Consider the following 17,898-nt stretch of genomic DNA (forward strand, 5'->3'; position numbering starts at 1 on the left):
CCTTCTCCTCCGTCGGGGCGGCAGCCGATCACCGCTGTCGCCCCGGCACCCCGTCCGCGCACCCCCACCAGGAAAGGGGCACCGGTGGCCCACGCCTCACCCATCGCCTATCAGTGGCAGCCTGGCATGCTGCTGCGCGCCTCCACCGCCGCCCAACCGATTGCGGTGCCGGACCTCGACCTGCACGACAGCACCATCCTCACCCAGGGGCGACAGTGGCTGGCCGAGGTATGGCACGACCCGCTGCCCGAGGCCCTGTCCGCAGCCAGCCCCATCCTGTGCCAGCGTGTCACCGACATCCTCAACGGCCGCCTCACCGACGCCCGCCGTATCCGGCGAGCGGTACGGTCTATGGCGGCCTACCTCCTGCGCTGGAACCACCGGCCCACCCCGTTCGGGGTCTTCGCCGGCGTCGCCCCCGCGCAACCGGCCGCGTCCCCCGGCGTTCAGTGGGGAGACGGGTACCGGACGGTTCTTCGGCCCGATGCCGACTGGCTGACGGACGTCATCACCCGCTTGGAAGCCAGCCCCGAACTCCTGGCCCGGCTGACCGTCGTCGCTAACAACACCGGCCGCACACGCGGCAACCGACACGTAGTGGAGGGGATGCCCACCGACGCGCACACCCCTGGGTACGCGCCCGTCGAGTTGTCGGTGCGCCGCACCCGGCCAGTGGCCGCTGTGCTGGAGGCGGCCCGTACCCCGATCCCTTACGACCTGCTCGTGCAGCGGCTGGCCGAACAGTTCCCCGGCGCGCGCCCCGACCAGGTCACCGGCCTGATCGGCGACCTGCTCGGCAAGCACATCCTGATCAGCAGTCTGTGGCCCCCGATGACGTCGCTCGACACCCTCGCCCACCTCTGCGACGAGTTGGAGAAAGCAGACGCCGCCCACATCCCCGGCCTCGCCAAGCTGACCGGCCAACTCGCAGCGATCCAGAGCACCTTGGCCCACCCGGACACCGTTAACCCCTGGATACCCGGGGGACGGCTGGCGCAGAGCATGCATCGCGTGAGCGCCACCGGCCGCGTCCCTCTGCTGGTCGATGCCGCCTTGGACTGCACCGTCCGCATCCCGGAGGCCCTGCTGGACGAAGCCGCCGAAGCCGCCGGGGTCATGCACCAGCTGTCACCCCATCCGTACGGGTATCCGCAATGGCGCGACTATCACCAGCGCTTCCTCGACCGGTACGGCGCCGGGGCCGTCGTGCCCGTTCTGGACCTGGTCGCCGACAGCGGCCTCGGCCTGCCCGCTGGCTTCCTGGGCTCCGAGCGCGCCCGGCCGCCGTATCAGGTCACCGACCGGGACGAGAAGGTCCTGCGTCTGCTCCAGGAGACGATCCTGGCCGGGAGGAGTGAGCTGGTCCTCACTCGGGCGACGATCACCGACCTGACCGCCGGCCACGCCGAACCGCTGCTGCCCCTGCCCCGGGCAGAGATCGCCGTGGAGATCCACGCCCCGTCCCTGGACGCCGTACGGGATGGCGATTACCGGCTGTTGGTCACCGGAGCTCCCCGCCCCGGCAGCAGCATGCTGGGCCGGTTCGCGCACCTGCTCCCGCCCTCCGCTCAGACCGCGCTCACCGACTCGTACGCGATCGCGAGTCCCGGGGCAGTCGCCGCCCAGCTGTCCTTCGCTCCGCGGCGGCGGCGCAACGAGAACGTCTCCCGCACTCTGCAGGTCCTCCCGCAGGTCATCCCCCTCGGCCAGCACCACGAGGCGGGGTCGGGCGTCATCCCGCTCGACGATCTCGCAGTGACGGCCGATGACCGCCGCTTCTGTCTCGTCCGCCTATCGACCGGGCAGCATGTCGAGCCGCGCGTCCCGCACGCGCTGGAAGCCTCCGTCCACACGCCGCCGCTCGCCCGGTTCCTTGCGGAGATCACCACCGCCCGCAGCGCTGCCTACCGGAAGTTCACCTTCGGCGTCGCCGCCACCATGCCCTACCTGCCCCGGGTGCGCTACAAGCGGACGATCCTCGCCCCGGCCCGCTGGCTGCTGTCCGACCAGGACCTGCCCGGCCGCTCCGCCCCGATGTCGGACTGGGACACGGCGCTTGACCGGTGGCGCGAACGACTCCGTGTCCCCGCACGCCTCGCCCTTGTCGAGGACGGCCAGCAGCTGCCCCTCGACCTCGACCAGCACATTCACCGCGCCCTGCTGCGCGCCGGCGTGGACCGCAACCGCACCGTCGAACTCCGCGAAAGCACCACCCCGCAGGACTGGGCCTGGATCGGCCGCCCCCACGAGCTCCTGATCCCACTGGCGAACTCCACCCCCGACGCCCACACGACGCTCCTGACCCGAGTCTCCTCCGGCCCTCATGCGATGCCCCGTCAGTCCGCCGTCGTGTGCGCCCGGCTGTTCGCGCACCCCCAGCGCTACGACGAGATCCTGACCGGCCATCTGCCCACGCTGCTCAGCCGGTTCGCCACCCCGCCGCCGTGGTGGTTCAGGCGCCACCGCGACCACGGTCGCCCGGATGGAGACCAGTACCTGGAGCTGTACCTGTGCGTCGGCGATCCAGCCGATTTCGGCCCCACCGCCCAGCACGTCACCGCCTGGGCCGAAGACCTCGGCCGACAACACCTGTCCTCTTGCATGGAGTTGGCCGCCCACTCACCGCAGACCGGCCTGTACGGGCACGGCCCCGCACTGGAGGCGGCTCAGCGGGTGTTCGCTATGGACTCTGCCGCAGCCGTAGCGCAGATCCGCGCCGCTGGTGGGGACGCCGCTACTGGGCAGGCCCTGACCGCGGCAAGCATGTTCGACCTGACGGTGCACTTCACCGGCGACACGAACGAGGCGGCCGACTGGCTACCCCACGCCCTGCCTCAGGAACGCGGCCCGATATCCCGGGAGCGCGGCGCCCTGGCCCTGGCCCTGGCCGATCCCGGGCACAACGCCCTGAACGCTCTTCCGGGCGGGCCCGAAGTCGTCGCCGCCTGGGAGCAGCGGGCCGCCGCTCTGGCCGCCTACCGGCAGCAGGTGGCCAATCGGCCCGCCGCCGACAGGGTTCTGCGGGTGCTGCTCGACGAGCACTGCCGCCGGGCACTGCCCGTCGACCCCGAGCACGAACGCGCCACCGGCCGACTCGCCCGGGCCTGCGCACTGCGACACCGGGAGCGGCAGCCGTGACCACCACAACCAGTCCCGCCCTGCTGGCGGACGGCTTCGCCCGCCACCTGGCCACGCCCGCCCCACCGCCCGAAGACCAGCCCTGGGCGGCACAGGACCTGGCCGCCGGCGCCGCAGGATCCGCGCTCCTGCACATCGAGCGCGCCCGTACCGGAGACGGCACCTGGCAGCACGCACGCCCGTGGATCAAGAACGCCGTCGCCACCACCGTCAGCGCCGGCGACACCAGCGGCCTGTACCTGGGGGCGCCCGCTGCCGGATTCATGCTCGACTGCGCCGCCACCGCCGAGGCACCCCGGTACAAGGACGCGCTGGCAACTCTGGACCACCACGTGGCTCAACTCGCCCACCGCAAATGCGACGCGGCGCGCACCCGCATGCGCTGCGGGCGTCCGGCCAACTTCCACGAGTACGACATCTTCTACGGGTTGACCGGCATCGGCGCGTACCTGCTGCGCCGGTCCCCGTCCAGCACCGCGATGGCACGCGTCCTCGCCTACCTCGTACAGCTCACCCGCCCTATCCGCCACGGTGACCAGGGCGTGCTGCCCGGCTGGTGGGTCGATCACCAGCCCGACCTCACTCCGTCCACCGTCTCCGCCGGCCACGCCAACTTTGGCGCCGCCCACGGCATCACCGGCCCGCTGCTGCTCCTTTCCCACGCGCTGCGCCAAGACGTGAAGGTCGACGGACAGGAAGAGGCCATCGACACCATCCTTGACTGGCTCGATAGGTGGCGGCAGGACGGCCCCGCCGGATTCTGGTGGCCCGAGCACATCTGCCTCGGTGAACTCCGTGCCGGCCGTCCCGACCAGCGCGGCCCGGCACGACCCAGCTGGTGCTACGGCACCCCCGGCATCGCCCGCGCCGGACAGCTCGCCGCCCTCGCCCGCCGCGACCCGGCTCGCCAGCGCCTGTACGAGGACACCCTGGTCCGTTGTCTGACAGATCCCGATCAGCTGTCCAAGATCACCGACGCCGGCCTGTGCCACGGCTGGGCGGGCGTCTACCAGACCGCCTTCCGCGCCGCCCACGACGCTGCCGCCCCCGCTCTGCGCGCCGCCCTGCCCGACCTGGCCGCCGCACTGACCCGGCACGCCCGTCCGGGCGGCGACCCCGGCCTCCTGCAAGGCGACGCGGGCACCGCTCTCGCCCTGACCACTGCAGCCCACGACGCTGCACCGACCTCGGGATGGGACGCATGCCTACTGATCGACTGAACCGCCCCTCCCGCCTGGAAGCGACCCTGCACGCCGTGCTGGACGTGCTGGCCGGCACCGACACGGACACCGCAGCAGCCCGCGCCGGACTTGAGCCCACCGACCTGGACGCCGCCGTCGCCGTCTACCAGCAGGCCGGGCAACAGGCCCTCGCCCAACAGGCGGGACCCCTGGCATGGCGTCAGCTGTACATCCAGTTCACCGACTGGGCCAAGGCCGAGCAGACCGCCGCCGACCGCCTCGCCCCCATCCTGGACCTGGCTCAACAGGACGGCCTGATCACCGGGTGGTGGTTCATCCGTAAGCACCCGTGCTGGCGGATGCGGCTGCTCCCGGCCTACGGGACTCAGCTCCCCCTCGCCCTGCCGAACATACTCGACGAACTCACGGCCGCCGGGCCAGTCCACCGCTGGTGGACCGGCATCTACGAGTCCGAGACCGCGGCGTTCGGCGGCGACACCGGCATGAACATCGCCCATGCCCTGTTCCACGCCGACAGCCACGCCATCCTCACCACACCTCATGGCGAGCTGGGCCGCCGGGAGTTGTCGCTGCTGTTGTGCGCCACCCTGATGCGCGGCGCCGGACTGGAGTGGTACGAGCAAGGAGACGTCTGGCACCGCGTTGGCCGGGAACGTCCTCTTCCCTCAGATGTACCGGCCGCCAAAGTCCACGCCATGGCCGACAGCCTCCGGCAACTGCTCATCGCGGACACCAGCCCCTCTGGCCCCATGCTCCAGTCGGACCGCACCCTCAAGTCCGCCGCCGACTGGGTGAGCGCGTTTCGGCAGGCCGGAAGAGACCTCGGCGCAGCCGCCCGGGACGGAGCCCTCGACCGCGGCCTGCGCGAGGTCATCTCCTACCACGTGATCTTCCACTGGAACCGGCTCGGCCTGCCCACTCGCACCCAGAGCGTGCTCGCTCACGCGGCACATACCGCGATCCTGCATCCCGCCGACCTCGTGGAAAGGCCCATGTCGTGACCGCGCCGCCGCAGCACCCGCAGGCACGGCTCCGTCGGCTCTCCAGGCGGTTCCCGCTGGTCAGCCGATCCCACCTCGTCTACCCCAGCTTCGCCGCCCGGCTCGACGAAGTCCGCTCCTGCGCAGAGAAGTCGGGGCAGGACGGACCGCTCCGCGACCGGATCAACCTCGCATGCGCCACCTGGAACCTGTCCGCACTGATCGCCTCCGACTGCGGGCTGACCGACCTGGCGACAGACCTCTGCCTGCGTCAGCTCCGTCTCTTCCAGGCCGCATGGCCCGTCACCGGGGACACGGCCATCGCCAGCCTCCAGCCCATCGTCAACCTCGTACGGCTGACCGCCCGAACGGGCAACCCGCAGGCCGCCTTTCAGCAACTCATGAGCGTGCACCGCGCCGCCCGCGACGGCGGCAGCGTGACCGTCCACGAACAGGCCATCGACCTCACCGGCTTCACCACCGACGCCGCCCTGGACCACATCCAGCCCTGGCTCCACGACCTTCTGCTCGACGACGGCACCCGGCTCCTGGTCGCCGCCGGCCAATGGCATGAGGCGGCCGAACACGCGACCGCCTACGACGAGCATCCCGAGCGACTGTACGGAAGCAGGCAAGCCCGCATCGTGGCGAACCTGCACACGGACGCCCTGGACACGGCCACCTCCCTGATCGACAAGGCCACGATCACGGAGCCGTGGGAGGAAGCCGTCGCACAGGTCCTCCGCCACTACGCCGATCGCCTTGCCGGCCGCGCTACAGCAAAAGGGTTCGCCGCTACGGCACTCGCCGTGCAGGAGGTCCTGAAGACGGCCCCGCCCCACCTGCGTATGTTCCGGGTGCGGCTGGCCTTGGCGGCGATGGACCTGGCGCCGGAAGGCTGTGAAACCCTCGCGCGCCCCATGTGCGACGTGATCGTCAGCGACACCACACTGGCGCGCGACGCGTACGCAGCACGCGAAATCCTCCGCCATCCCGCTGCACCGGCCAACGAGCGCTCACGCCACGAGCTGGAGGCAATCGTCCACGACGGCGGCCTCGGCCGGGGCACCCTGCCGGAATCCGTACTGTCCACGATGATGCGGGCTGTCAGCACGGCTGAGGCGAGCCTCACTCAGTGCCTCACCGAGGAGGGAGGAGGGGTATCGACACATGCAAGACAGCCAGGCGCCCCCTGAGGCGCAGAGAAGCGGAATTTCCCGATCTGGGTGCCAACGCCCGTGTGCACCATGCATTTTTCACAGAGTTCTGACCTGAGAACATGCATTACTTCCCTGGTCTACCTGTAAAATCAACGAAGGCCGGAAACGGTCACCCGCGGGCGTCACGGACATGACGCGAGACGACAAGTCTGCGCCCCCGGAGGACATCATGCCCGCCCTGTTTCCCGCCTTAGCCGGTATGACGGCCCGCCTCGGCCGCGCCCGCGCCAATGCGGTCGCCAGGCCGCCCTTCAGGCACGCTGACACTTCAAGTCCCGCTACCACTCGGGTCATTGCGGCCGACGCCATGGGCAACGCGAGTCGCCCCGGATGCATTCACCCTGCAGAAACCCAATTCCGTGAGCATTACTGTCTCTCTGGTTATTTTGCTGGCCGTCGTGGTGTGGCTGCTGATCCGCAAAGGCGGTCTCAAGGCCGGCCACGCAGTAGCGGCCATACTCCTCGGGTTCTACCTCCACGACAGCTCGTTCGCCCCGTCCATCAGCCGCGCTGTACAGAGTGCGGCCGAGATGATCAGCGAGATCCGCCTATAGACCGGCCGTCGGGGCACTCATGCGGGCCCGGACCATATGCCGCCTCCCCCGTCGGCTGTGGTCTGGTGCCCACGTTCCGGCGGCCATCCCTGTCCAACTCCCCGCGTGCGCTCGATGGTTCCCGCGCGCCGCGCCGGCGTGCTGCTCACCCGATCCCTGCCAGCCGTTCCCTCTCCCCTGCCAGGACCAGGTCCCACGAGGTCACCAATGTCTGATCTGTCATGCCCGCGCCCAAATGGCCACCGTCGCAGCCAGCGACGGCGCGCGCGTGGCGTTGCGCCCCTCGCCACGGAGAAGGGGTTGCGGCTTCGTCTGCGGCTGATGGCGCTTGGGCCCCTTCTCTCAGCCGTGGTGGTGTGCTCGGCCTGGACGGCGCACGCTCACGGAGGCGTTCCGGCAGCCTGGTTGATTCCGGCAGCCGTGCTGGGCTGCGGTGGAGCGATCGTCGTAATCGATCGCTGGGGCATGAGGATGGCGACTGAGCTGGAGCGGCAGCGCAGCACGTACCACGACAGAGTGCACAGTTGGCTTCAGCGGTACATGGCCCTCGCCGAGGAAGGCCAGAAGAGCATCACCGTGTTGCTGGAGCAGCTCGATCGTGGCGAGCCGCCCTCCTCCCCCGATCTCGGGCCGGCCAAGGCCGCCCAGGTGCCGGACGATCCGTGGCACGAGCTGGAGGCTGCGCTGATCGGGGCACACGAAGCGGCCTGGGTGGCCTTGGTGGGTCGGAAGCAGGGCGAGCTGGCATCGACGCTTGTCTATCTTGCGGGCGGCTTGCAGAACCTGGTCGTGCGTGCCCTGAGCGTTGTCACGGAACGCACGGAGAAGGTGTCGGATCCCGACGAGCTGCACACCCTGTTCGATCTGGCCAATCTGCTCCGGCGCATCCGCCGGTCCGGGAGCCGTCTGGCGGTCCTGGGCGGCGCGCAGTCGCGGACGGTCACCCGCGCGGTTCCGGTGCTCGACGTGTTGCGCGGGGCGGCCGGAGAGATCGAGAGGTATGCGCGCGTGCGTATCCCGCTGCCGGGCGTGACGTGGCAGGTTCCTGGCGTCGCCGGTCCCGACGTGATCCACATTCTGTCCGAGCTCACCGAGAACGCGACGGCGTGCTCGGCGCCGGAGACGAAGGTGTTCATGCGGGTGCAGCCGGTGGCCGCGGGGCTGGCCGTGGAGATCGAGGACCGGGGCTGGGGTCTGACCGACGCGGTGTTGCACGAGTCCAACCGCTTGCTGGCCGACCCGCAGGCGTCGGACCTCGCCGAGCGGTTGCGGCAGCGTCGGGTCGGGCTGCTGGTGGTCGCCCGACTCGCCCGCCGGTACAACATCCGAGTCCAGCTCAGCAGGAACATCACCGGTGGTACGACCGCGCTCGTCGTGATACCGCACAACCTGCTGGAGCAGCCGGAAGACAAGAAGCTGCCCCACCGTGCGGGACCTGAGCGTAGGGCTGCCGGCGTCCCGGGGCCGTCCGCCCGCGCCGCTGTCCATCAGGGCGCCGTGCCGCAAGCCGCGAGCGGTCCGCGGCCGAGGGGCGGGGCGACGGGGAGCTCCATTCCGGCGGGGTCAGGGCGGGCCCCGGTGCCGGGTGCCGTGGACCGGGCCCCGATCCCGGCTGCCCGCAGGCCCGCAGCTGCTCTCGGCACTTCGCCTGACGCGCGGCCCGTTCTTCCGAGACGTCCGACGCAGCAGCCGTCACGTCACGGCGGCGGGGCCGACGAGACCGCTGCGGCACCGTCGGCCCCGCCTCAGGCGGACTTCGTTTCCAACATCACCGGCGCGACCCGACAGGCGGAGGAGGACTGGCAGATCGACGTGCCGTCTCCGCACGTTCCAGGAGCGCCGAACGGGCCGGCGGGCCAGTGACCCGCTGCCTCGATTCCTTACGCACCGCGCCCGGTATTCCGGGGCACCGACCGTACCCAGTACGGAGATTCGGAGATTTCGATGGCTGATGGGACGCACACGGGTCGGCAAGGCCAGGCCCTGGGCTGGCTGTTCGAGCCCCTGATCACTCTGCCCCATGTGGTCGGGGTAGTCCTGGCATCGCAGGACGGCCTGATGATGGCCTACGCGGGCCTGGACGACGACCAGAAGACTGCAGAGACCAAGGCCGACCGGGTTGCCGCGGTGATCTCCGGGATGCACGGCGTGGCCCACGGCGTTGCCGAACTCGACGGCAGCACAGGGCGGGATCTGGAGCAGGTCCTGTTGAAGCACAGGACCTTCTCCTTGATCGTGATGCGTGCCGGGCGCGGCGTGCCGGCGGAGGTGTCGCTGAGCCCGGACAGCGACCCTTCCCGCGTCGAGGCTGTGCTGGGGGTCTGGATCAAGTCGGAGGCGGACGAGGGCTCGGTCGCCTACGAAATGGTGCAGACCATCCGGCGGTTGGGGGAACGCCTGAGTACCCCGGCCCGTGGCAGCGGAGCCCTTGCCGGTGCCGGCCAGTGAGATGACGGATTTCAACGGTCCGGCGTGGACCAGTGAGGACGCCGAGGTTCCCGGTCTTTACGTCCTGACCGGCGGCCAGAGCGTCCCCACTCATCGGCTGGAGGTTCAGACGATGCTGGTGGCCGAGGACATCGGGTCGGTCATCACGCTCGGGCCGGAGACCCAGCGCGCCATCGAGGTGTGTCGAGGGCAGCCGACCTCGGTGGCCGAGATCGCCGCCCTGATCGAGGTCCCTCTTCAGATCACCAAAGTCGTCCTGTCTCAGCTCATCGATGCCGGTGCGCTTACACGTGTGGTGTCGGGCTCCAGTGCCCCGGCCGCCACCTCAGTCATGGAGGCCGTCCTTGAGGGACTCCGTAATCTCCCCGTCGAGCCTGCCGCCGCACGCTAGCGCGGCTCCCGCTACGTTGAAGATCGTCGTGGCTGGAGGGTTCGGCGTCGGCAAGACAACGTTCATCGGAGCCATCTCGGAGATCGCACCGTTGCGCACCGAGGCGCTGATGACGACGGCGTCCGAGGGCGTCGACGACGTATCCCTCCTGTCCGGCAAGACGGGCACCACCGTGGCCATGGACTTCGGTCGCCGTACGTTCGTCTCGCCGGCCCACGTGGTCCTGATGCTGTTCGGCACTCCCGGTCAGGACCGCTTCTTCTTCATGTGGGATGAACTGAGCCGGGGAGCCACCGCCGCGGTCGTTCTCGCCGACACTCGCAGGCTCCAGGACTGCTGGCCTGCGGTCGACTACTTCGAGACACGCGCCACGCCCTTCATGGTCGCGGTCAACGAATTCGACGGGGCCCACCGCTACACCCCGGAAGAGGTCCGGGACGCCCTCGAACTCCACACCGACATTCCGGTGTTGCTCTGCGACGCCCGCCATACCCCCTCCGTGGTCAGCGTGCTGCGCCACGTCATCAAATACGCACTCGCCGGCACGCACGCTCACCGGAACCAACTCCAAGGAGCCCCGCTGTGAACAACGCACCCGGCCTCACGGCCGGTCAGCCCTCATCTCTGCTCGATCAGGGCCAAGCTCAGGACTGGCAGGCACAGTTGCCGGACCATTTCGACCCGGCCTCCCCACCCATGGGCGCCTTCGACGCCTTCGCCAGGATGCTGGCGGATGCGGCAGGTGCCCCGTACGGCATCGTCAACTGGTTCGGTCCACATGAGCAGGTGTTCGTGGGCGTGGCCAATCCGACCGGAAGCGACCTGCCCCTGCTCGGCCGCAGCATGCCCTACACCCACGGCTTCTGCCCGCACGTCGCCACGCTGAGGCAGCCCTTCGTCCTGCACGACACCCTCGCCTACGCCGACTTCGCCTCCAACCCGGTCATCGATGAGTTCGGTGTCCGTTGGTACGCCGGCGCCCCCCTCATCGACCAGCACACCAATCAGGTGCGGGGCACGATCTGCCTCATCGGCCCGGAACCTCATGATCGCTCCACCTCCCGGCAGCACTGGCAACTCATGGGCCAGTACGGGGGCCTCCTCATGGACGACCTCGCCTTGCGGACCTCACCGCACTAGCAGCACCCGCGCGCCCGGCCGCACCACCCGCGACCACCACCCCGAGGGGGAGACAACGATGCCCACGATGTCGTCCACGACTGCAGACCTCACACCCGACTACGACGCTCTGGTCCAGGACTTCGACGAGTTCGCCGCTGAGGAAGTCGCCCCCCGAGTCCAGCACATGGAATCCTCCCCGCACACCGTTGAAAGCGAGCTGCCCGGGCTCATGGCCGAGCAGGGCTGGTTCGGCGTCACGATCCCCCGCCAGTACGGCGGCATGCACGCCGGCCACCTTGCCAAGACCCTCATGATCCAGAGCATGGCGCGCGCTTCCGGCGCGGCCGGAGCTCTCTTGCAGGCCAGCCAGCTGCCCGTATCGATGATCATCCACTTCGGCAGCAACGAGCAGAAGGCCCTGCTGCTGCCCCAGATCGCATCCGGGGACTCGCTGTTGTCGATCGCGGTAACCGAGGACAAGGCAGGCAGTCATGTCCTGGGCATGGAGACCACCGCCCGCCGCGACGGCAGCGACTGGATCATCGACGGCAGCAAGGTCCACATCGGCAACAGCCACATCGCGGACGTCCACTGCGTCGTGGCCCGCACCGCCCCCGCCGACGAGGCCGGCTCCCGCTCCCTGACCGCCTTCCTCGTCGAAAAGGACCGCAAGGGCCTGACCGTCGAACGCCACCGACCCGCCCTCGGCCTGCACGGTTTCAGCTTCGGCCAGCTCACCTTCGATGGCGTGCGAATACCCGAGGCCAACGTGATCGGCGAAGTAGGCGACGGCAAGGACATCGCCTACAGCAGCAGCATCCTCTACGGCCGCCCCAACCTCGCCGCAGTGGCCCTCGGCATCCACGAAGCGACCCTGGCGTGCACGACGACCTTCCTCAGCGAGCGCGAACGCTACGGCGGCACCCTGTCAGACCTTCCAGTCCTCCGTGTCCCGGTCGCCGATATGAAGTCCCGGCTGATGGCTGCGCGCGCGCTCGCCCACCAGGCCACCGTCATGCTGGACCAGGGGCAGTCGTGCGATGCCGAACTCATCAACTCCAAGCTCCTGAACGACGAATGGGCGGTCGAATCCGGTCAAGCTGCCATGCGTCTGCACGGCGCCCACGCCCTGCGCGTCGACTATCCGCTGCAGCGGTTGTGGCGGGATCTCCAGCACATGAACGCGCCCGCCGGGACCGGTGAGGTCCAGCGTCAGCGTCTGGCCGAAACCGAATTCGGCCCCCCGCCCGTGCAGTGGTCCGAGCGGCTCGCGGCGAAGACCTCGCTCTTCCGCCCGGCCCAGTAGCGCCGTTCCGTCCGCGCCTGCGTCGCGGGCGGGCCGGCTTCCCTCACCGCACGTGCCTTCTTTCCGTACCGAGAGTGCCCGACAGCGAACCTCATGACTCTAATCTGCGAAAACGTCAACACCCCGTCTGCTGATGCGACCGATGCCACGACCGAAGCACCGCCTGTCGGCGCCGCGCCGGTTCTCCTGGAAGAGGCGGATCTGACGATCCTCCGTCTGATCGCGGCCGGGCGGCGCCGCGCCGACATCGCTGCGGACACCTTCAGCACTGTGCCGAAGACCGACGCGCGCACGCGACAGCTGCGTCGCGTGCTCGATGCGAACAACAGGGCCCATCTCGCCGCCCTCGGCGCCGTGTACGGTCTGGTCACCCGCGACCACCTCCCCAGCCTGCCAGGCAGCCGTCCCCACGTGGACGAGGACGACCAGGACGTCCTCGATCTCGTGGCGGCCGGGGTGAGCGAGTCCCGTATCGCAGCCCGCTTCCAGTGCGGCGGCCACTCTGTGCACAAGGCGATCGCGCGGCTCGCCTTCGCGTTCGGCGCCGACAATCGGTGCCAGCTCGCCGCTCACGCCGTGCTGGTGGAGGCAGTGACCTGCCACGCCGTCTCTCCGCGCTTTCCCCGCCAGCCACTGTCCGAGCTTCCTCCGTTCCACGTCACTTGGACGGGCACAGACGCACTGCTCCATGGAGCACCTCCGCAGCCGTTGACGGACTCCGCCCTCCAGAACCCCGGCATCGATGCCGAGGCCGTCCCGGTATCCGCCCCGGTCGGGTCAGGCCACAGCAGGACACCACATGCCAGAGCACGAGGAGGCATGGCCCCGATCCCTGCGGAGTTGGCCACCTGGGTCACCAACCATGTGGGACTTCATCCGACGTGGGAACTGCCCAACGACGGTTCCGGAGCCCGTTCTTGGCGCATGTCCTCGCCAGAGGGGATCATCGAGCTGCGAGTTCCCCGAACGCACGGCGACCTCCAGCGCGAGGTCTCCGCGCACCGGCATGCCGTCGGCCGACTGGGCGCCGGGCGAGCGCCACGCCTCGTCGGCTTCGATGCCAGCCTGCGGGCGCTGCTGACACGGGAGCCACGTGGCGAGCGGGTGGACCACGCCCCGGACAGGGGTCTTCACCTGAGGGAATCCGTGCACGAGCAGGCCGGGCAGATGCTGCGCGTCCTGCACGAGAGCACGGTCGGGACCCGCGACCGGCAGACCCAGGCTGCCGAGACCACCCTGCGCTACGTCGACTACATCGACCGTGTACTGGACCGGATCCAGGTCCCCGAAATGGCCGGGCACCGTGAGGGCATCCGGCGCCGGCTGATGCCCCTGCGGGAGGCCCTGCCACAACTGCCCGGCGCCTTCTGCCACGGATCCTTCGGATTCGGCGTCTGGCGGTGGCAGCCTGCGACGCAGTCCCTGGCCCTGACCGGGTTCGCCCGCTCGCAGATGATGGCCGCTGTCGTCGACTTCGCCCGGCCGTCGGTGCTGTGGAGCGACCGGCCCGCTCTGCAGGACGCCTTCGCCCGAGGATATGGCCGTCCCCTGGACGAGCTGGAGCGCGGGCTGCTGGGCGACTTCGCCATCCTTGCCGCCGTCGAGGACCTGTGGCACGCGACCTCGCGGGCAGAGCCAGAGACGGACGCGGATCTCGTGGATGTCCTACGTGCCCTTTCGGTTCTGCTGCCGGGGCCCAGGGCTGCTCCGGTCGACAGCACGCAGGCGCCGCCGGGATGAAGAACTTGCCCTGTGCCACCGTCCTCGCCGGGTCCTTCCAGTGCGGGAGCGCCGCCGGTGACGTCCACGTCCCGCCCGGAAGCGCGCGCGAGGGCTGCTCACTCTCGCCTGCTCGCTCCGTGCACCAGGCACCTGATCCGTTCCTCCACCATGTAAAGGACACCGCATGCGCATCGCCCGCCCGTCCTCCCATGCCCCGTCGAAGTCGTCCTACGGCCAACGAATCGTGCGGCTGGTGTTGGCCAACGTGGAGCACGACGGTGGCCCCGACGGGAAGCGCACTGAGCACCCAGCAGGACAAGGAGCCCCGGCTGATCTCCGCTGTCATCCCACGGCTTTCGAACCACAGGGGCTCGCACGACCGGTGGCGGCGCGGTCCAGGCGCGCGAGCCGCGGTGCGGCAGACCGGTCCGCCGCACCACAGCGGTGCACAGCTGCCCTCCGCAGACCGCTGGCCACCGCGCAGCGGCGGAGGCGCCGATCACCGTGCTCACCTTCAACAGCAATCCCTCGATCAGGTGATGACGCACTACACCTGGAGTCGAACGCCGGATCACAGCCGTATCACCCAACGACACCAAGGGCAGCGCCACCGTGCTCGAACTTTCGTCCGACAAGTCGCCCCCATGCACCCGTGACGGCTTCTTGATCAGGCACGTTCTTCAGGCACCGATGCCATCCGACCAACCGCAGGAGGTTGTCATGAATCCCGTCCCCGCCACCGCCGCCGCATCTCCTGTGTTCGAACAGCCTGCCTGGCACACGACGTCCCGCAGTGTGCTTGCGGTGCACGGTGTTGACGCTGTTGCCGCCGGGGCGGATCCGTCACGTCGCGCGCCGGGGTGGGGGGCATGACCGAGCCGACCACACTTCCAGCGCCCGTCCTGGACTGGGCCCGCTCCTCACTGGGCTCCCTCACCGTTGACGACGCCTCCGGCAACTACTCGCCCCGGGTGTGGGAAGTGACCCGTCACGACGGCGGGGACCGCTTCTTCGTGAAACTCGCCGCCAGCCCCGCGTCGTTCACCCGGGCCACGTTCGCCTACCGCCATGCCGTGCCGCGTCTCGGTGCCGGCCGAGCACCCGGGCTGGCGGCGACCTCTGCCCAGCACCTTGCGCTGATCGTGACCGCCGTGCCCGGCACCGCACTGTCCCGGCTCCAACTGAGCGGCTCCGCGCTGGAGACGGCCTACCGCAAGGCCGGAGCCCTGCTCGCCCTGCTGCACCAGGCCGGAAAGCTGACCCGGTCGACGCACCAACAGGCGTCCACGTCGCTGCGGCGGGCCGCCGACCGCGCCGAGCAGTACGTGGAGGCCGCCGGGGAACACCTGTCTGCGGAGCAGCGCAAACTCGTGATGGTCCGCGCAGCCGAACTCCGGCTCCTGGACCGGCTCCCGCTCGGCTATATCCACGGCAACGCCGAGGCGGACCAGTGGATGTGGTCCGGGCCCCGGCAGCCGATGGCGTTTACCGGCTTCGGGTACGCCCGGTTCGCGGCGGTCGTGGAGGACTTCGTGCTGATGGCGTGTGGGGCTTGGGCCGAGGAGCCGCGGCTGAGGTCGGCGTTCCTGGCCGGCTACGGCCGACGCCTTAGTGACGAGGAAAAACACGCACTGGCCTGCCTGACGGCCCTGCACGCAGCGACGTTCTCGCTCAGGGGCGCGGCACGCGGGCAGACTGCGGCGGCGGAGCGCGGGCGCCGCCTCCTGGACCGGCTGATGCGGGAGGCGCACGCATGATCGACCTCGTCCCACGCGGCTGCGGCAGGTGCCGTGTCGCCCCGGACAGCGGGAGGCGCCGGTGAGTACCGACGCGACCGACCAGGCGCCATTGCCCCGGCCGTCCAAGGTAGCGCCTCCGCCGCCGGCCGAGATCCGTTACGGCGGGAGGTTCGGGAAGAATCCGCTCGCCGATGCCACGTTCGGGGCGATGTGCCGGCGGCTGCCCGGGGTGCTGACGCAGACCGCGCGGATGGCGTGGGCCATCGACCGCCGGGCCGTGCTGCTGCTGGCCGGCTGCCAGCTGGCCATCGGCGCCGCCGCGGTCATCCTGCTCACGTCCACGGCGCGGGCGATGCGCGCGATCCTGGCGAACGGTCCGGTGGCCGAGCGGCTGCACGAGGCGCTGCCCGCGCTGTGGGTCATCGGCGCCGCGGCAGCGGTGGGACGGATCGCAAGCGCGCTGTCGTCGTATGCGGACGGCCGGATCACGCCCCGGCTGACGACGGCGGAGGACAGCCGACTGGTGGCGGCGGTGTGCCGGGTGGAGGCCGCTGCGCGCGCCGAGGACGGCTTCGCCGACCGGCAGGAAGCGGCGGAGATGGGGGTGGTGCGCGGTCACGTGATGGTGCAGGACGCCACCCGGTTCACGGCCGCCGTGGTCCGCATGGTCAGCGCGAGTGGGGTGCTGTCCGTGCTGCACCCGGCGATGCTGCCGCTGCTCCTGCTCGCCGTAGTCCCGGCCGCTGTGGGCGCCATCCGGCACGCCCGGCTGCAGTACGAGACGCACTACGCCAACGTGGCCGACCGCAACGTGCGTCAGAACATGCGGGGATGGCTCGTCAGTACGAAATACACCGACGAGATCCGAGCCAACAGCATGTCCGGCTACCTGGAGTACTGGCACCGGGCGATCTCGGACCGCATCGACCAGCGGATCGTGGACGTCGCTCCCCGGATGCTGCGGGTCGCGCTGTCCAGTTCGGCCATCGGTGGCGTCTTCCTCCTGGGCACCTGGTCGGCGCTGGCGTGGCTGGCTGCCACCGGGCGAATTGCGCCGGCGATCGCCGCCACCGCGGTGGTCGCCGTGCAGACGACGCTCGCCGCCTTGGGCCAGCTGGTCATCTACGGGGCGGCGATGTTCCACACCGCGCTCTACCTCGCCGACCTGGAGGCGTTCCTCGCTTTCGCCGACGAACGGGCGCCCAGGCGCGGCGAGTTGGCGCTCTCCGGGCCGGTGGAGGAGGTCCGCTTGGACGAGGCTGTCTACTGCTACCCGGGCAAGGAGACTCCGGCAGTGGCCGGTGTGTCGCTGACCGTGCGGCGCGGGGAGATCCTTGCCGTGGTCGGTGAGAACGGCTCGGGGAAGTCCACGCTGACCCGGCTGCTTGCCGGGATCTTCCTGGCGGACAAGGGCCAGGTCTCCTGGAACGGCCACAGCCTCGCCGACCTTGACCCGGACCGGCTGTGGGAGCGATCCGCGCTGGTGCCGCAGCACTTCGCGCAGTGGCCCCTGAGCGTCCGCGACAACGTCACCCTCGGACAGCCGCGAAGTCACGATGATGCGCTGGTCTGGCAGGCCCTGGAGGCGGTCGGCCTGCGCACGGTCGTCGAGGACCTGCCGCGCGGCCTGGTCACCTTGCTGGCCAGGGAGTTGTGGGGTGGCACCGAGCTGTCCGGCGGGCAGTGGCAGCGTCTGGCGTGCGCGCGGGCCCTGTACCGCAGCCCCGACCTGCTGATCCTGGACGAGCCGACCAGCCAGATGGACCCCCGCGGCGAACACGCCCTCCTCCAGCAGATCAAGACCATCGCCGCCGACCGCATCACCATCGTGGTTACCCACACGCTCATCAATACCAAGATCGCGAACCGGATCATCGTGATGGAAGGAGGCCGCATCACCGAACAGGGCGGCTACGAGGAACTTGCCGCGGGAGGCGGCGAATTCGCCCGACTACTTGCCTGCTCCCAGGACCGGTAACCCAAGGGTGCCGCCCTACCAAGGGCGGCACCCGCACTTCGGTTCCGCTGTAACTCCGTTGCTTCATCAAGCCCGAACAGCCAAGGACGACTCCATCC

General features: G+C 69.9%; 15 protein-coding genes. 14 read left to right on the plus strand and 1 reads right to left on the minus strand.

Features of this window, described 5'->3' with window-relative positions; translation table 11 throughout:
* Window positions 1–84 precede the first annotated feature (84 nt).
* The 11 genes from ABZ928_RS41185 (at window position 85) to ABZ928_RS41235 (ending at window position 12,361) form a co-directional block, all read left to right on the plus strand.
* Window positions 85–3,138 carry a lantibiotic dehydratase gene (locus ABZ928_RS41185; RefSeq protein WP_361530810.1) on the plus strand — a complete coding sequence of 1,018 codons (3,054 nt, stop codon included), beginning with the start codon at window positions 85–87 and terminating at the stop codon, window positions 3,136–3,138.
* Entirely contained in the window at window positions 3,135–4,358 is a 1,224-nt protein-coding gene (locus ABZ928_RS41190; protein ID WP_361530813.1) for a lanthionine synthetase C family protein, read from the plus strand. The genes ABZ928_RS41185 and ABZ928_RS41190 overlap by 4 nt, the downstream gene beginning before the upstream one ends.
* Window positions 4,340–5,341, plus strand: coding sequence for a thiopeptide-type bacteriocin biosynthesis protein (locus ABZ928_RS41195; protein WP_361530816.1), 1,002 nt, complete (start codon window positions 4,340–4,342; stop codon window positions 5,339–5,341). Before ABZ928_RS41190 ends, ABZ928_RS41195 begins: the two co-directional genes overlap by 19 nt.
* Window positions 5,338–6,516, plus strand: coding sequence for a hypothetical protein (locus ABZ928_RS41200; protein ID WP_361530819.1), 1,179 nt, complete (start codon window positions 5,338–5,340; stop codon window positions 6,514–6,516). Before ABZ928_RS41195 ends, ABZ928_RS41200 begins: the two co-directional genes overlap by 4 nt.
* Before the next feature lie 383 nt (window positions 6,517–6,899).
* Window positions 6,900–7,094 carry a hypothetical protein gene (locus ABZ928_RS41205; RefSeq protein ID WP_361530822.1) on the plus strand — a complete coding sequence of 65 codons (195 nt, stop codon included), beginning with the start codon at window positions 6,900–6,902 and terminating at the stop codon, window positions 7,092–7,094.
* Between the two features lie 540 nt (window positions 7,095–7,634).
* Window positions 7,635–8,957, plus strand: coding sequence for an ATP-binding protein (locus tag ABZ928_RS41210; RefSeq protein ID WP_361530825.1), 1,323 nt, complete (start codon window positions 7,635–7,637; stop codon window positions 8,955–8,957).
* Between the two features lie 81 nt (window positions 8,958–9,038).
* Window positions 9,039–9,542, plus strand: coding sequence for a roadblock/LC7 domain-containing protein (locus tag ABZ928_RS41215; RefSeq protein WP_361530828.1), 504 nt, complete (start codon window positions 9,039–9,041; stop codon window positions 9,540–9,542).
* The gene (locus tag ABZ928_RS41220) at window positions 9,529–9,933 is read left to right on the plus strand and encodes a DUF742 domain-containing protein (RefSeq protein WP_361531244.1); all 405 of its coding nucleotides are present in this window, start codon (window positions 9,529–9,531) and stop codon (window positions 9,931–9,933) included. Before ABZ928_RS41215 ends, ABZ928_RS41220 begins: the two co-directional genes overlap by 14 nt.
* Window positions 9,917–10,519 (plus strand): ATP/GTP-binding protein, encoded by a 603-nt coding sequence (locus ABZ928_RS41225; protein WP_361531247.1) that lies wholly within the window; start codon window positions 9,917–9,919, stop codon window positions 10,517–10,519. The genes ABZ928_RS41220 and ABZ928_RS41225 overlap by 17 nt, the downstream gene beginning before the upstream one ends.
* Window positions 10,516–11,073: a GAF domain-containing protein gene (locus ABZ928_RS41230; RefSeq protein WP_361530831.1), complete on the plus strand. Its 558-nt coding sequence runs from the start codon at window positions 10,516–10,518 to the stop codon at window positions 11,071–11,073. Before ABZ928_RS41225 ends, ABZ928_RS41230 begins: the two co-directional genes overlap by 4 nt.
* Window positions 11,074–11,140: 67 nt before the next feature.
* Window positions 11,141–12,361 (plus strand): acyl-CoA dehydrogenase, encoded by a 1,221-nt coding sequence (locus tag ABZ928_RS41235; protein WP_361530834.1) that lies wholly within the window; start codon window positions 11,141–11,143, stop codon window positions 12,359–12,361.
* Between the two features lie 99 nt (window positions 12,362–12,460).
* On the opposite strand, the gene ABZ928_RS41240 is transcribed toward ABZ928_RS41235, so the two are convergent.
* Window positions 12,461–12,934: a hypothetical protein gene (locus ABZ928_RS41240; protein WP_361530837.1), complete on the minus strand. Its 474-nt coding sequence runs from the start codon at window positions 12,932–12,934 to the stop codon at window positions 12,461–12,463.
* Window positions 12,935–13,180: 246 nt separating this feature from the next.
* On the opposite strand from ABZ928_RS41240, the gene ABZ928_RS41245 reads away from it, so the two are divergent.
* The 3 genes from ABZ928_RS41245 (at window position 13,181) to ABZ928_RS41255 (ending at window position 17,800) form a co-directional block, all read left to right on the plus strand.
* A complete protein-coding gene (locus ABZ928_RS41245) occupies window positions 13,181–14,101 on the plus strand; it encodes a hypothetical protein (RefSeq protein ID WP_361530840.1) in 921 nt (306 codons plus the stop codon).
* Window positions 14,102–14,952: 851 nt separating this feature from the next.
* On the plus strand, window positions 14,953–15,840 hold the full coding sequence (locus ABZ928_RS41250) for an aminoglycoside phosphotransferase family protein (RefSeq protein ID WP_361530843.1): 888 nt from the start codon (window positions 14,953–14,955) through the stop codon (window positions 15,838–15,840).
* A gap of 61 nt (window positions 15,841–15,901) precedes the next feature.
* Window positions 15,902–17,800, plus strand: a complete 1,899-nt coding sequence (locus ABZ928_RS41255; protein ID WP_361530846.1) for an ATP-binding cassette domain-containing protein — start codon at window positions 15,902–15,904, stop codon at window positions 17,798–17,800.
* Window positions 17,801–17,898: the final 98 nt, after the last annotated feature.

Source organism: Streptomyces sp. NPDC046909 (assembly GCF_040644695.1).
In the GTDB taxonomy this organism is placed as follows: domain Bacteria; phylum Actinomycetota; class Actinomycetes; order Streptomycetales; family Streptomycetaceae; genus Streptomyces.